Origin of the sequence: Streptococcus suis (assembly GCF_046032535.1) — a bacterium.
In the GTDB taxonomy this organism is placed as follows: domain Bacteria; phylum Bacillota; class Bacilli; order Lactobacillales; family Streptococcaceae; genus Streptococcus; species Streptococcus suis_AK.
The window spans coordinates 23,715-38,847 of sequence record NZ_JARQPL010000023.1; the positions used below are offsets into that span (position 1 = coordinate 23,715).

A 15,133-nucleotide genomic window follows, 5' to 3' on the forward strand; every position below is an offset into this window, starting at 1 on the left:
CAGATCAAAGACAAAGTCGCTAGAAGGACATTTCTAACGACTTTCAGAATGAAGACAAACATCAATCGAGATGAGCCTGCTGAAAAAGTGCTTCTTGTCAGAACTTTAACAAACAATGACTTTGGTTTCCTATTAATTAACAACTAAAAACGAATGATTAATGAAAAGTTTTTAACAACTAAGAGTTATCATTCGTTTTTTACTGTAACCATTTTTGCTACTCGGACTTTTTCAGTGACCTCATCGAGATGTTTGTCTTTTTTCCATCTTCTAGCCTAAATTTTTTTCTTTTTTCTAAAATAGAGGACCTTTCCCCTCAATACACCGCCATATGAATGGTATCACCTTTGATGATGATTTGGTCTGGTGAGAAGGTTGACCAGTCCTTGCTTTTAAAATAGGCTTTTATAGCGGAATCCTTCTCTGTTTTTTCAAGCTTTTCCCCTGTCATATACTTATAGATTGAAAATGGGTCGAGATTTGTAACGGGGCTTTTCACTAAATTCCCCGTGTTAAGTATTCCCGAATGACTATCTATAAAGTCTGTATATTGATTATCCAAGCGAGGATGTGCATCTGTATATATTGCTCGCTTTGTTACTTTTATCTGCGTCTTTTCCTCATAGTCACGAACCATTTGCTGTACCACCTGCATACGGTTTTGATCCAACTGGGTGACGACTATCTGTTGTAAAAATATTTTGTTAAATGTCAGCGAAAGGACTGCTAGATAGAGGGTGACTAGTGTACCTTTGACTAGCTTAGCCTTTTTGAAGTCTAGTCTAGCCAATAATAAGAAGAGACCAACCAAACAAGCAGCCGAATACGTAGACCGAGCACCTGAACCAGCTTTTGTAACCAAACTTAGGGCACATGGCAAAAGAAACAATAAAGGAAGAGCCAGCAAGATAAGCTTCGCTCTTGTCTTCTCAGCTGCTGTCCCATTAAGTTGTCGTTTCACTCTCCAAAGTAGATAGCCAATGGCAAGCAAAAGGGAAAACAAAAGAAAACCATCGGGACCAATGTTGAAACCTAAAATATATGATTTGATCAAACTTTTTAAAAGTTGTAACATTCGAGCGACTAGTCCAAAATTTTCAAGATTAAATCGACCAATGCCAAAGAGTTTTAGGTAAAAAAGTGAAACAAGACCACTCACGACAAATGGGATAGAGGAGAGGAGAAAGCTACGAATAGCAGTCTTAACATCTCGTTTTTCCACCGCAAAACACAGACAAAGCATCAAGTACAAGGAAGTAAAGGACTGGTAGGTGAGCATGGATACTGTCGCTAAAACGGTAGAAACCAGGAGCCAATGCGTGATCGGTTTGCAAATCCGTATATAAGTGGCAAGAATAGCCATCAATAAAGCAAACATCATCATACCACGTTCAACAAATAAAAAATAGCTGATGATAAAGGGATTGACCAAGATGATTAATGACAAAAAAGGAGCCATCAAAGAGGAAGCTACCTCAGTCTTTTCAAACAATCTCGCTAAACACCACACAGACAAGCCCAGAGAACAAAACGCTAAACAACTTGAAATAAGCAAATAGAGTTCTGGTGCTTGATGCAGACTCCCCATCAGGATAAAGAATAAAGACATAAAGGGACGCCCATTTTTACTAGACATGTTGATGGCAGTTTCCATCCATGTGCGATTAAAATGAATATACGTATCAGCTGTAAAACTCGGATAGAAACTCAATCCAAGGACGAGTAGCAGGAACAGGATTACCCCCCCTGCTACTATTTTTTTATTGTTTTCTTTTGCGAACATGCAATCTCCTTCTTAGAACCTGTATTCACAAGTGAAGTGATTTTTTATCATGGAAAGGCTAAGCAGTGAATACAGGTTCTTAGCATCATTCAATCAGCTTGCCATCTTCTTTCCATTTAATAATAATCATCTTCTCATCCCCATAAATCGTATGATAGTAAGTATCTACTAGCATAGGAAGTTGAATATCAGATATGTTTTCCACTGTGTTCTCAACTATGCCATCATAAAACTTTTCTTTATCCCAACGTTCCTCATAACTAATCTCCAATATTGGGTAGGCAGTGAACTGCTTTTTAAAACTTGGTGGAGTAGGCAGTTTTTTAATATACACTTTTTCTATCCCACGATTTTTCATCTGAGGCAAGTGATTTAAGTCCTCAAAGGCAAGCCGGTAACGAAAGTCTTTATAGTCCTCAGAAACTGCCAGAGCATTCCCATAGACTAAAGCATAGACGAAAAAGCTATAGGAAAGAACAAGAATCGGTAAGCGAAGAACAGGTCGTTCCCCCTGCTCTACCGAGACCAAGGCACATAGGACGACACCGACTACTAGACCGTACATGGCACGATACTCTGTTAGAGGGGCTGCCAGTAAGGGATAAAAGCCAAAGGAAAAGAGTAATATCAAGACCAGCGAAGCAAGAGCTAGACTCAATCCAAGAAAACCTCGCTTTTTACTGACAAGACTCACTAGGGAAGCGACTAGGACGGCAAAACTAGTGACGAGCCATAGAGGGGTAAATGAATCCCATACCTTGGTAAAGTAAGTCGTGTAATTGTTTAAGAGCACCGCAGGTATCTCCAACAGAGGGGGCAAACTAACATCAATATCAACATGAGTCTTAGGTACCATGATAACAAGATAGAAATACAGAGCGCCAGCTCCATATCCTAAGACCGACTGCCAGAAGAAGTCGACTAATGTCTGATGCCAGCCCTTCTCCTGCCACATTCTCAGGAGCAATAGGATGACTAGCATGGGAAATATCCCAAAAGAGGCCTGATAGGAGGTCAGGACAAGTAAGCTCCCAAGAAAACAAGCTAAGACATACCATCTAGCCCCTGAAAAGCGAAACACTAGCGGAAAGACTGCCGCAAGAATAGAGAAAGCCATAAAAGGAGCATCAAATTTATAGCTAAGATTGACGATGAAAAAAGGATTTAATCCCAAAGGTGCCAGTGCCACTAGCTCCCAGATGGTGAATACCTTTCTCCTATAAAGTAAACACAGGATGAGAATACCAACAAGTGCTAGGATAGCGACTGCTAGGATCTGACTATAGGGAGAGACATCAACCGAAAACTTACCCCCGAAGAGATAAATAGAGCTTCTGTTCGTAAAAAAGCGACTCCAATTATGCCAACCTCGATAACCTAGAAAATATCGCCCTTGATCATCATTATAGTAAATATTTGCCCTCAAAAGAGCACTAATCCCAAGGAGATAAATGCCAAACAGGATGGCAAAGCTTTTCTTCGCCGAAAAGACCCACTTCTTCTTGGTCACTACTTCACATGATAGACCCTGCCACCAATTGACAAGCAGTCTATGAAAATGTGACAAAACCTGAGCAAGAATTGGAATAGCAAGAATCCGAAGAATGTTAGTGGTGATATAGCTAATCCCCATCCCACTAAAAAGTTTTGTCACCATCCCCCCTGCAATCAAGACGGCTAGAGGGAGGTAAGTCGCGTAGCGAGACCAATCATAGATTGACCCAAGCCCGTTTTCTTCTGTTATATATATATATGCAGTCGCTATCGCACCCAACATCACCAATAGGGCCAAAGGGGTACGATGAGTGACTGTCAGCATGAAAAAGGCTGACAGCGATAGCAAACTCGCCCATCTAGGCGGAATGATTTTCTGAACGTTCTTTAAAATCATGGGTTTCCTTTCTGAATATCGAGATGTTTTCTTTTCATATCCATCATCCTTGAGACGAGCAAACACGACAGGTAGATGAGGTAGAGTGCCAAGATAAAGGAGATACGATCCCCTGATGTAAAAATAGTTCCAGAAAAACCAACCATAGCTAGACTTGCCACAGCTACAAACCAAAAATAAACTAAGTCCAACCGTCTAAAGACCAGATAAAGGGCGTAGGCAATCAAGCAGAGCAAACAAATGATAGCTACTACAAACAAAGCAGATACTTCCTGTGTCAGCCAACCAGGAAGCATTTTAACCTTTCCTGCATAAAATTTAGGGTAAGCAAATAAATCTTGTAAGATTCCCAAAGAATTACCGACCTTCATAAAGAGCTGACCAAGGGACAACAGAGCCATAAAAGGTATAAAAATCAAGAAAGGGAACAACTGCTTTTTAGCCAGAGGTGTCAGGAAAAGATTTAAGACCAAGAGCAACAAAAAGACAACAAAGAGATGATTGATATTATATAAAAGCGTCTTTCCAACATGGGATAAACCAAGCAAAACCTTGTCTAATACTGTCAATTTAAAAAACTCAGGAAAGTATTTATTTGCTTGCTCAATAGCTCGAACGGATATCCCCGGTGACAAAAGGGCAAAGATAAGATTACACCCTGTGAGGAAGAACAAAAGCCATCCAAGTGGCGGTAGACCTTTTTGCCTCCACCATTCATAGGCCCAAACGGCTAGAGAAACAACTGCTACTTGCTCGTGATTCGTAGCAAAGAGCAGTAAGATACTTGAAACCATATATATATATGGTTTGTTAACTTTTCTTTCTTCGTTGCTACGATAGAGAAGAAAACTGGCTAAACCTGCTGTCACTGGCCATAGGTAGTTTAGATTGGTCATCATCAAGCCGGGAATTAAAAACATCGATATAGGAAGTAGAGCAAACAGCCCCAAGAGAAGAAAAAGGTACTTGACTTTCCTTTCCAAGCTATTGGCTAGTATGATATCCAGCAAGCCAACAAAAACGAGACTATTGAACAAACGGAAGACTACTTTAGGGAGGTGACTAAACACCAAGGCAAAACTTTCAATAAACAGGCGGTTTGACCAAATCTGATAACGCTCGACCATAAAGCCCAGACTGAATGGCTTATCTAGCCACCACTTATCGTCCATAATGACTGGATAGGACCATTGTAAGACAAATAATAAAAGGGCAAGTAAGAACAACGTAATAGGGTAGGGATTGGTGTAGAAGCTACCTCCCCATTCTTTTATCTTTTTCATCTAATCTCTCCTAAAAATATCTCTGGTGTATACCTTATCTGCTACATCATCTAAAACAGCATCGTAGCGATTAGCGATGATGGCATGGCTTTTCTTTTTAAAGCTGGCTAGATGATTGACCACCTTAGAGCCAAAAAAGCGGCTACCATTTTCCAAGGTCGGCTCGTAGACAATGACCTGTGCCCCCTTGGCTTTTATCCGCTTCATCACACCTTGAATGGCACTCTGTCTGAAATTATCCGACTGACCCTTCATGGTTAAGCGGTAAATCCCAATCACCAAGTCTTTCTCATTCTCCTGATTATAGCTTCCATGGTCAGTATAATCATAGTAACCAGCCATCTTCAACACCTGATCTGCGATAAAATCCTTCCTTGTCCGATTGGCTTCGACAATGGCAGACATCATGTTTTGAGGTACGTCATTGTAATTGGCTAGTAACTGCTTGGTATCTTTTGGTAAACAGTAACCACCATAGCCAAATGACGGATTGTTATAGTGTTGACCTATCCGTGGATCCAAACCGATACCAGTAATAATAGCCTGAGTATCCAAGCCTTTCAACTCTGCGTAGGTATCTAGTTCATTAAAATAGGACACACGAAGCGCTAGATAGGTATTGGCAAAAAGCTTCACTGCTTCTGCTTCTGTCGCACCCATCTGTAGCAGTGGCGCATCATTCAAGGCTGCATGAGCAAGTAAAGCAACAAACTGGCTAGAAAGCTCCTGAACCTCTTCACTGTCTGTAGCTTCGCAAGATACGATAATGCGTGATGGATAGAGATTATCGTATAGTGCTTTTGATTCTCTCAAAAACTCTGGACTAAAGAGGATACGATCCGTTTGGAACTGTTCGCGCATCCGCTGGGTAAAACCAACTGGCACTGTTGACTTGATGACCATAACCGCCTGTGGGTTGACAGCCCTAACAAGGGAAATCACCGCCTCGACGTGACTTGTATCAAAATAGTTTTTTGCACTATCGTAGTTTGTTGGAGCAGCAATCACGACAAAATCTGCTTCAGCATAGGCCGTCTCAGCATCCAAGGTCGCTGTCAAACTCAAGTCCTTTTCAGCCAGATAGGCTTTAATATAGTCATCCTGGATGGGAGAACGACCAGCCTGTAAAAGCGCTACCTTTTCCTCCACAACATCTACTGCGGTGACATCATGGTATTGTGCCAGCAGAACAGCCAAGGAGAGGCCGACATAACCAGTCCCAGCCACAGCAATCTTCATCCGAGAAGGGATGTCTCGCTCTTTCTTTTTCTCCACATAAAAATCCGTCACATCACATGCCAATGCCTGAGCCAGCAACTCCAGCTGAGCAAGACTGGGAGTATGTTCTCCCTGCTCAATACGACTGATGACAGAGCGATTGATGCCTGTCCTATCAGCTACATCTTGCTGCGAAAGGTTGTCTTGACGACGTTTGTTTAGTAATGTACTAGCTAAAACTGCTAATGAAAATTGTTTCATCACTTCTATCTCCTAACATGATTGATAAAATCTATTATACTATTTGTGACGAAAACAATCAAATCGTGAATCTATTGTGATATTTATTCACAAAAATGTTTCATTTAAGAACGCCCTCACCCGAATACTCTTGCTACAAGTTTTTTCGTCATTTTCCGAAATTCCTGACTCAAGACCCAGTTACAGACAAATAAGAGTACGGCTACATAGACAAGTGCTGCAAGACCTGGAAGGATAAAATCGAGATAGCTCGAGACCTGAAATGGATATAGAAATTGAAAAGACAAGCCTACCACCACGATAAACAAAGCACCGCCAACACTCATCAAAAAAGATTTTTTCCCATCTATATAGAGTATCTCTCGGCTCAGATAGTGATTATTGTAGAACAGGCGGTATAAATTGGAAACGACTGCTGCTACCGCCAAGCCCACCAGACCAACGGATAAAAACAAAACAAGAGACAAGACGATGAGCACTATCGACTCAAAAATAAAACTCTTTCGATTCCTTTCCCAATGCCCAGCCGCCTTAAATGCATAGGAAGACATCGTCCGTGCATTTTGTAAAAAGTCAGCCACAAGGTAAAAATAGGCAAAGACTGGCTGTACATAGTCTGCCCCTGAAAATTTTCTCGCATAGTGGGATAAAAATGCCATGAAGAGACAGGCCGCCACCGTATAGATAAAAACAAACCAATTATGCCAGAGATAGACCTGATGCTGGTAACTCTTTCGCGTTTCCTCGATTGATTTTGTGGCTAACTGATGCCCCAAAACAAAGTCCAAATTATTAAAAGCCGTGATTGCAAGACTGCTAAACATGGAGACAAATCTCGTATAGAGCGTAAAAACGGATACCAGCGCTAGCCCATTGAAATACGAAATAATAAAAATAGCACTGGAGTTTCGAGTGGTATAAAGGATATGGTCAATGACCGCCAGAGGGTTATTTTTCAAAGGGATAACTTCTGTCGATTCATTCTTGAGAAAAGGATAGTGTCGCTTCACATACAGCCAGATTAGGATAGGAGTTAGCAAGCCAAGTCCAGCCATCAAGCTCTTATAGCCAAGATAGGAAATTCCTGCTGTTACAGCCACAATCACAGAAAGCTGCGTCACGACCCGTATCCCAATACCTATGCTCATGGATACATAGGACTTCCCATCTGCCCGAAGCAACATCCGATGCTTTCGGCGAAACATATACTCTACAAACGTACCGAATGCTGAAATAAGAGTCAATACAAGTATGGTCCAGCGGTCAAACGGCATTTGGATAACAAAGGGCAAACCAATCCCAACCAAAAGAGCATACAGTACAAACATCAACCCCTGCCGCCTGAAAAACTGCTCCGCAGAACTCAAAATCGTATTGACTTTCTTATAGTCCTTATCCGCCAAAGGTTTGTAAAGCTGAGCCTGAACAATGGTCGGAACGCTAGAGTCAAAGGCAGCAAAATAACCCAGATAGGCAGACAAGGTAACCCCCAAGCCTCTCAAATCTGATCCAAAATGACTGATAATCAACCCCGGAGCAATAAAGCCAAATACAATCCCAACCAGTTGAGAAAGATAGGAGGTTAAAACCGTTCTAAAAATCTTTTTTTTCATCTTTGTTTTCTCAACTTCCATATCTTTCTAGCATACCAATGATATCCTATCGCAAGATGATAGTGGTGTTTGGCAACGAGCTTCACCAGCTTTTTATAGCGGTGAAAAATGGGCATTGTATCTAGATAGTCAACACTCTCTTGAAAGTAAGGAGATTGGCCTAATTGCTTTAAAAACAGATATTTTTCAGTGTAACTTCCACTGCTTCGTAAGCCTTTTTTTAGCAACTTCACCTGATTGCGAAGGGCGACTTCTCTCAGAGATTGTTGATAAACATTTCTCTCTTCCAAAGGATAAGCCTGTAACCGCTCAAAAAGAAGAGCATTGAGGTAGCTTCTAATCTGGTAACGCTTCGCTAGTGAGAGTGACATAAACTTGCTCTCCTCGTATATCCGATGAAAATAAAGATTTTCCCCCAGATAATAGGGCGATTGACATTTTTCAAAAAGGACAATCGTAGGCAAGACATCTCCAAATATACTTGAATCATGCTCGCCACATTCCTCTACTGTAGGAGCTAACTCACGTTTAAAAGCCTTGTACCACATGGCAGACCCATACTGACTGTAATACCATGAGAGCAAGTCTTTTTTAGCAATCCTCTCAGACGACGTAAAAGGAAAGTCCTTACAGGCCACCTCAAAATCTGCCTGCTCTGAAAAATTGTATAACACCATATCGGCATGGGTCTCTACTACTAAGTTATAAATCTGCTCCAGACAGTCCTTGCGAAGGAGGTCATCATGGTCAAGACTGACGATATAGCGACCTCTTGAAGCTTGATAACCTGTCAAACGAGATGCCAGCTCCCCTTTATTGACCAGATGAGAAAGGATACGCAAGGGCTGATCCAACTTATCCTGATACTCTTGACTGATAGCAACCGTCCTATCTGTCGAGCAGTCATCTACCAAAACAATCTCAAAATCTTGAAAAGTCTGATAACGACAGGATTCTAGAGCCTGTTCCAGATAAACTTCGCCATTGTAAACAGGAATATTGATCGAAAAAAAAGGTCTGTGACTAATTTTCAAAATAACCTTCTCCAAATTCTTGATAGGTAGGTAGTGAGATACGCTACTGACGCTAAAATAGGGTAACGATGAACTGTAAACCAGCGACGTTGCTGAGGAGTGACTTCGTCAAAATTCAGATAAGCCAAGCTCTGCTGAAAGACAACAGAGGAGCGCACATGCCTTAATCGTTTCAAAAAATCAAGATAATTCTTCGCCGCTGAAAGATAGAGAGCGGAAAACCAGCTCACACGACGAACCATACTAGACTTCACAACATCGCCAAGTTTTTTATACTTTTCTTGAAAATAAAGCTCTTGTTCCACTTTTGAGTCAAAAAAATATGTGTCCAGTGTATTACTCAAACTATTTGGAACCTGTCGATAAAAATAATAGGCTTCGTCAATAGAAAGTGGTTTCTGAGCATGCTCCATCACATAAGCAGAGACAACGGCATCCGTACCTGTTCGAAAGTCAGGCAAGTCCTTGTAAAAATCAGTAGGTGGGCAAAGCGAACGGTGAAAGACTTTAGTCCACAGTGTCATCAGATTCCCTTTACTAAAAAAAGCTTCGAACACTTGCTTAGGGTCTAAAATCTCATCTGTTGGAAAGTGACGAGGTCTTTTTTTCCTTGAAAAATCAGCTTTGATAGAATAATTTGTCAACACTAGATCCGCACCCGTCTTCTGTATCCGCTGAAAGACTCCTTCAAGATAGTCATGTCTCATCTTATCGTCAGCGTCAATACAGAGGATGTAGTTTCCTCTAGCTTTTTCCATCCCTAAAGCACGCGCAACCAATGACCCCTGATGGTGGCCTTCAATCAAGGTTATCTGCTTCTCATACCGCTTCTGAAAGTCTGTGACAATCGCCACACTACCATCATCTGACCCATCATCAACCGCTATCAATTCAAAGTCTTGGTTGGTCTGCCCAAATACAGCATCCAAAGCCTCTACCAGATGAGGCTCAGCATTGTAAATCGGCATGATAATCGAAAAAAAGGGGGTATGACTCATTTTCAAAATAACCTTCTCCAAATTTTTAATAGATAGGGAACAACATATGCTAACGGGTCTAGGATGGGATAGCGATGAACGGTAAACCAGCGGCGTTGGTAGCGAGTGACTTCGTCAAAATTCAGGTAGACCAAGCTTTGCTGAAAGACAGCAGAGGAACGCACATGCCTTAATCGTTTCAAAAAATCAAGATAATTCTTCGCCGCTCGAAGGTAGAGAGTGGAAAACCAACTTACACGACGAACCATACTGACTTTTACAACATCGCCAAGTTCCTTGTACTTTTCTTGAAAATAAAGCTCTAGTACCACTTTTGAATCAAAAAAATTTGCGTCCAAAGTGTTACTCAAACTATTTGGAACCTTACGATAAAAATAATAGGCTTCATCGATAGAAAGTGGTTTCTGTGCATGCTCAATCACGTAAGCAGAAACAACGGCATCCGTACCCGTTCGAAAGTCAGGCAAGTCCTTGTAAAAACCAGCAGGTGGACAAAGAGAACGGTGAAAGACTTTGCTCCACAATGTCCTCAGATGCCCTCTTCTAAAAAAAGTATCCAACACTTCTTGCGAATCTAGTAGCTCGTCCGTTGGAAAGAGGCAGGGGCGTTCTTTGTTGGAAAAATCATCATAGATAGAATAATTAGTCAATACCAAATCAGCACCAGTCTTTTGTATCCGCTGGAAGACCCCCTCAAGATAGTCACGTCTCATCTTATCATCTGCATCAATGCAGAGAATATAATCACCTTTAGCCTTTTCCATTCCTATGGCACGTGCAACTAACGACCCCTGATGAGGACTTTGAATCAAGGTCAGTTGCTTCTCATATCGCTTCTGAAACGCTTTGACAATCGCCACACTGCTATCATGTGAGCCATCATCAACCGCTATCAATTCAAAGTCTTGGAGGGTCTGTCCAAAAACAGCATCCAAAGCCTCTACCAGATAGGATTCAGCATTGTAGATTGGCATGATAATAGAAAAAAACAGTTTATTCATCTAGCCTCCCTTTGCAGATACCATTTTCTGATGCGTCCCAATGGAAAATACAACAATAACATTGGGTGTGTAAAACGATGCTCGACAAGATACAAGAATACCTTATCACTAAAACGCAATTTTGCGGAACTCCCAACTGCTATCGCTCTCTTGAAAAACAAAGATTCCTTGATATGCTGAGTATTTTTTAATATATCACTTAAAGGACTTGAGAGCAGTAATCGTTTTCCTGACCAAGAAACACGTCTCATCAAACGTTCCGCCATCTCCACTGGCAAATCGGTCGCATATTTTTCATGAAAATACCAATCTGAAAAGGCTACGGAGTCAAAATGTTTTACCGTGTAAGAGTTACTGAGGCTACTTGGCACAAATCGATAATAATAGAGTGCCTCATCAAGAACAACAACATGATGGATGTTTGAAAAAATGGCTTCAATAGTCACTAAGTCAGAACCACATACTAATCGCTGAAAAGACCCAAAAAAGTGGTCATCTGGTAAAAAACATGACTGAAAGACCGTACACCACAAGGTCATTAGCACACGATTTGCCAGTATCATCTCTTTCACAACCTCTGGTCCAGTCATCTGACGATGAACATAAGGAGTGTAATCAACAGGCTTTTGTGAAAAATCTATCCGACGAGAAGAGTTAATCACCACAGCCTCTGCCTGCGTCTCATCAATCGTTTGCCTAACCATTTCTAAATAATCCGCTCTCAAGACATCATCCGCATCCATGCACAGGCAATACTGACCTCTCACCTCTGCCATGCCTGTCGCACGTGTCAAAAGTAAGCCCTTGTTTTCAGGATGAGAGTAGAGGCGGACTTTATCCTGATGCGAAGCGACAAACTCCTGACAAATCGTCTCGGACTGGTCAGTCGAGGCATCATTGACCAAAATCAACTCAAAATCCTGATAGGTCTGATGTAATACAGACTCAATCGCCTCTGATAAAAAGGGGTCCGCATTATAAATTGGCATGACAATCGAGAAAAAGGGATTGGTCTTCATAATAGCCTCCTTAAACGCTTACTATACCAATTGATAGCCAAAAGTAAATGTAGGATTCGGTAGTTCAAGAGCAAGAGAAATAGGCGGTCATACTGTGACAGCGTGTTCTTCTCCACTCCCATGACTTTCCTAAAAACGAGAGACTGACGAATCACCCTTACTCTATCACACACTTCCTTGAAGGATTTACTTTTTAGCAACACTTTTTTGGTATACCAGAGAAATCTCCTTACCAAATATGCATCCATTTTTTCTGGAAATTTCTGGTAATAGATATGATACAAAGACAAATCTGTCTGGGCACATTCTTCAAAATCTATTTCGTTAAAATTAAAATTTAAGCTAGTAGACACCTGACGGTAATAATAGAGAGCTTCATCTAAAACAATCGCTCTTTCTATCCTTGCCGAAATATGATGCAAGGTAATCCGATCCACACTCCGAACAAAGTGCCCAAATTGCTGGTAAAAAGCTTCATCAGGTATAAAAGAAGTCTTAAACACCAATTGCCATACAGTTGTCAACTGAGACTTTTCCAGAAGTAGTTCTTCAATGACTTCCAAACCTGTCATTTGACGATTCAGAAAAGGACTAAAATCTCTCCGCTTGATAGAAAAATTAGCCTCCATCGAAAAATTGATTACCACAGCATCTACCTGCATCTCATCAATCGTTTTCTTAACAAGCTCTAGATAGTCTACCCGTAAGACATCATCCGCATCCATGCACAGGCAATACTGACCTCGTACTTCTTCCATACCTGTCGCACGTGTCAGAAGTAAGCCCTTATTTTCAGGATGAGAGTAGAAGCGGACTTTGTCCTGATGCGAAGCGACAAACTCCTGACAAATCGTCTCGGACTGGTCAGTCGAGGCATCATTGACCAAAATCAACTCAAAATCCTGATAGGTCTGAGCTAGAACAGACATAATCGCCTCAGTTAAATAGAGCTCCGCATTATAGACTGGCATGACAATCGAGAAAAAAGGCTTAGTCTTCATTGGTCTCCTTTACGTTTGGAAAAAATGGACGATAAATCATATCCGCATAACTGCCATCGAGAATGGATTTACGATAAAATTTCCAAGAAAATTTCACTATGGGACTTGTCTCTAGCACTTCTTGCCATCGCTTCTCATCAAATGGTTCATTAAAATGAACAGACACGAAATCTCTATTTTCAATCCCAGAAACAATAGGCAGATAATCAATCACCTCTCGAAACTCAGGATGAAGCCGGTAATGAATATCTTGGAATAAATCAATCGTGTAGTTGATAGGATTATCTACTTGACTAAAATAATAAAGCAAACAATCACGAATATAGCAAACATGAGGATTTCCCTTCTTTGCAGAAAAACAAAACGAAGTCCACCGCCCTTGCTCTATCCAATATAGATAATAGTTTCTGACACTTTCAATCTGATGTCGAAAGGCAAAAAAATCATTTGCAAACAAATGACTGTCTAATTGGTCAGTGACATAAAGCGTCGCATCCATCCAAACACCTCCATGCTGGGCAAGCAGAGCATAGCGAACATAGTTTGAAAAAGGGGTAAACGCCATCTTTTTTCGTGCCAGCTTATCCAGCAAAACCTCTGGAATCGCTAGATAATCAGCCAGATTATCCTTTGTCAAGAAGATGTGCTGGTAACCATTTTTCTGTGCAAAGCGTTTTTGACTCTCAATCGCATGGCGACAGACTGCGGGAAGCTCCGACTCACCCTGCCACCACAAGGTCCAGATGATTGGTGTTAGGGAGTCAGCTGTATTGTCATTCTCTAAATAAGCAGAAAACGGAGACAAGTGACGAGTAACTGTCTTCTCATAAAAACGTGAATGAACTCGCCACTTTAGACGCGAAAGCTGCATTCCCAAAAAGGAAGATGGCTTTATGGCCTCTTCAGCCCCAAACTTTGTCAGAACTTTAAACAAAGCCATACTCGGCGACTGTCTGAATACAGTCATAAATTTACCGACATTCCTTATCATCTAGCGACAAACTCCTTTTCTATCTTCGTAGCATATACTTATAAAACGCCCTTTGTACACGTAAAGGAAGAAACCCCATCATCAAGTGAAGAAGATTTACCGATAGAAAATCCCAAGCTGTCATCTCCTGCCGTCGATAGGAAGCATACCGCAACCGTATCAGTTGCATGAGACTCGTCCAAGATTTCCGCCTTTTCAAGGTATCGCGGTTAAAGCGGAAGTCAAGCAAAATCTCAGGGATATTGGCTGCACGATAGCCATGATGAAGCATCCGCAACCACAAATCCCAATCTTGATTGTAGCGAATGGTAGGATTATATCCACCAACTGCATCAACCGCCGATTTGCGAAACATGACACTTGAGTGATTGAATGGATTTCTTCGTTTCGAAAAATTCACAATCGTCTCGTGATTCAGGGGAACTTTTCGGATACTCTGTGATTCGCTAGTCGTTTCTTCAAATTCTGATACATAACTTCCTACAATCGAAAGCGTCGGGTCACTCTCAAAACAGCTCACTTGCTTTTCGCACCGCTCCTGTCGTGAGACGTCATCCGCATCCATACGAGCAATCAAGTCTGTCTTAGCAACTGATAAGCCTGCCATCAGAGCCGTAGCCAGTCCCGAATGTTTCTCTAAAGCCACTTCAACAATGGGAATTTGTGCATTTTTTTCGGCAATCATTGATAACATCTTGTAAACAAGCTGGAACAGGTCCATCTTTTACAATGATACATTCCTCTGCTGGGTAAGTTTGTGAAAGCATACTTTCTATTGCCTCACGAAAATGGTCAGGATTTTCTTCCCGCCACACCGCTAATAAGATCGAATACGGCTCCATGTTCCTCCTCGTAAAATAAGTTTATGGGGATTTTTCAATCCCAAATTTTTAATGAGTGTAATAATGTTAACTTGACTATTGCAAGGTTTTCCAGAACAATAGAGTCATGGAATGGACTCATGGTTGTTTCTTTTCCTCCTTGTTGCTTAGACTTCATTTTAAAGTCTGTTACCCAAGCGTTGTTCCTACTTCCAACAC

The 15,133-nt window shown here is 41.3% G+C and carries 12 protein-coding genes; all 12 read right to left on the reverse strand.

What is annotated here, in order from left to right:
• Positions 1-316: 316 nt before the first annotated feature.
• The 12 genes from P7J58_RS07660 to P7J58_RS07715 all read right to left on the reverse strand — a co-directional run bounded on the left by P7J58_RS07660 (position 317) and on the right by P7J58_RS07715 (position 14,778).
• Positions 317-1,783 (reverse strand): glucosyltransferase domain-containing protein, encoded by a 1,467-nt coding sequence (locus tag P7J58_RS07660; protein WP_408556049.1) that lies wholly within the window; start codon positions 1,781-1,783, stop codon positions 317-319.
• A gap of 85 nt (positions 1,784-1,868) precedes the next feature.
• Positions 1,869-3,674 (reverse strand): glucosyltransferase domain-containing protein, encoded by a 1,806-nt coding sequence (locus P7J58_RS07665; RefSeq protein WP_408556048.1) that lies wholly within the window; start codon positions 3,672-3,674, stop codon positions 1,869-1,871.
• Positions 3,671-4,957: a DUF6056 family protein gene (locus P7J58_RS07670; RefSeq protein WP_408556047.1), complete on the reverse strand. Its 1,287-nt coding sequence runs from the start codon at positions 4,955-4,957 to the stop codon at positions 3,671-3,673. Before P7J58_RS07670 ends, P7J58_RS07665 begins: the two co-directional genes overlap by 4 nt.
• Positions 4,958-6,436: a nucleotide sugar dehydrogenase gene (locus tag P7J58_RS07675; protein ID WP_408556046.1), complete on the reverse strand. Its 1,479-nt coding sequence runs from the start codon at positions 6,434-6,436 to the stop codon at positions 4,958-4,960. It abuts the gene before it with no gap.
• A gap of 116 nt (positions 6,437-6,552) precedes the next feature.
• Positions 6,553-8,049, reverse strand: coding sequence for a polysaccharide biosynthesis C-terminal domain-containing protein (locus P7J58_RS07680; RefSeq protein ID WP_408556045.1), 1,497 nt, complete (start codon positions 8,047-8,049; stop codon positions 6,553-6,555).
• Positions 8,046-9,083, reverse strand: coding sequence for a glycosyltransferase family 2 protein (locus tag P7J58_RS07685; RefSeq protein WP_408556044.1), 1,038 nt, complete (start codon positions 9,081-9,083; stop codon positions 8,046-8,048). Before P7J58_RS07685 ends, P7J58_RS07680 begins: the two co-directional genes overlap by 4 nt.
• The gene (locus P7J58_RS07690) at positions 9,080-10,081 is read right to left on the reverse strand and encodes a glycosyltransferase family 2 protein (RefSeq protein ID WP_408556043.1); all 1,002 of its coding nucleotides are present in this window, start codon (positions 10,079-10,081) and stop codon (positions 9,080-9,082) included. The genes P7J58_RS07685 and P7J58_RS07690 overlap by 4 nt, the downstream gene beginning before the upstream one ends.
• Positions 10,082-10,083: 2 nt before the next feature.
• Positions 10,084-11,082 (reverse strand): glycosyltransferase family 2 protein, encoded by a 999-nt coding sequence (locus tag P7J58_RS07695; protein WP_408556041.1) that lies wholly within the window; start codon positions 11,080-11,082, stop codon positions 10,084-10,086.
• Entirely contained in the window at positions 11,079-12,101 is a 1,023-nt protein-coding gene (locus P7J58_RS07700) for a glycosyltransferase family 2 protein (protein ID WP_408542262.1), read from the reverse strand. The genes P7J58_RS07695 and P7J58_RS07700 overlap by 4 nt, the downstream gene beginning before the upstream one ends.
• On the reverse strand, positions 12,098-13,102 hold the full coding sequence (locus P7J58_RS07705; RefSeq protein WP_408556039.1) for a glycosyltransferase family 2 protein: 1,005 nt from the start codon (positions 13,100-13,102) through the stop codon (positions 12,098-12,100). Before P7J58_RS07705 ends, P7J58_RS07700 begins: the two co-directional genes overlap by 4 nt.
• On the reverse strand, positions 13,092-14,042 hold the full coding sequence (locus P7J58_RS07710; RefSeq protein WP_408556037.1) for a capsular polysaccharide synthesis protein: 951 nt from the start codon (positions 14,040-14,042) through the stop codon (positions 13,092-13,094). Before P7J58_RS07710 ends, P7J58_RS07705 begins: the two co-directional genes overlap by 11 nt.
• Positions 14,043-14,112: 70 nt before the next feature.
• The gene (locus P7J58_RS07715; protein WP_408556036.1) at positions 14,113-14,778 is read right to left on the reverse strand and encodes a glycosyltransferase; all 666 of its coding nucleotides are present in this window, start codon (positions 14,776-14,778) and stop codon (positions 14,113-14,115) included.
• Positions 14,779-15,133 lie beyond the last annotated feature (355 nt).

Coding starts and splice junctions, on each gene's coding strand:
- P7J58_RS07660 (WP_408556049.1), bottom strand. CDS start 1,783: ATGTTCGCAAAAGAAAACAATAAAAAAATAGTAGCAGGGGGGGTAATC.
- P7J58_RS07665 (WP_408556048.1), bottom strand. CDS start 3,674: ATGATTTTAAAGAACGTTCAGAAAATCATTCCGCCTAGATGGGCGAGT.
- P7J58_RS07670 (WP_408556047.1), bottom strand. CDS start 4,957: ATGAAAAAGATAAAAGAATGGGGAGGTAGCTTCTACACCAATCCCTAC.
- P7J58_RS07675 (WP_408556046.1), bottom strand. CDS start 6,436: ATGAAACAATTTTCATTAGCAGTTTTAGCTAGTACATTACTAAACAAA.
- P7J58_RS07680 (WP_408556045.1), bottom strand. CDS start 8,049: ATGAAAAAAAAGATTTTTAGAACGGTTTTAACCTCCTATCTTTCTCAA.
- P7J58_RS07690 (WP_408556043.1), bottom strand. CDS start 10,081: ATGAGTCATACCCCCTTTTTTTCGATTATCATGCCGATTTACAATGCT.
- P7J58_RS07695 (WP_408556041.1), bottom strand. CDS start 11,082: ATGAATAAACTGTTTTTTTCTATTATCATGCCAATCTACAATGCTGAA.
- P7J58_RS07700 (WP_408542262.1), bottom strand. CDS start 12,101: ATGAAGACCAATCCCTTTTTCTCGATTGTCATGCCAATTTATAATGCG.
- P7J58_RS07705 (WP_408556039.1), bottom strand. CDS start 13,102: ATGAAGACTAAGCCTTTTTTCTCGATTGTCATGCCAGTCTATAATGCG.
- P7J58_RS07710 (WP_408556037.1), bottom strand. CDS start 14,042: ATGGCTTTGTTTAAAGTTCTGACAAAGTTTGGGGCTGAAGAGGCCATA.
- P7J58_RS07715 (WP_408556036.1), bottom strand. CDS start 14,778: ATGATTGCCGAAAAAAATGCACAAATTCCCATTGTTGAAGTGGCTTTA.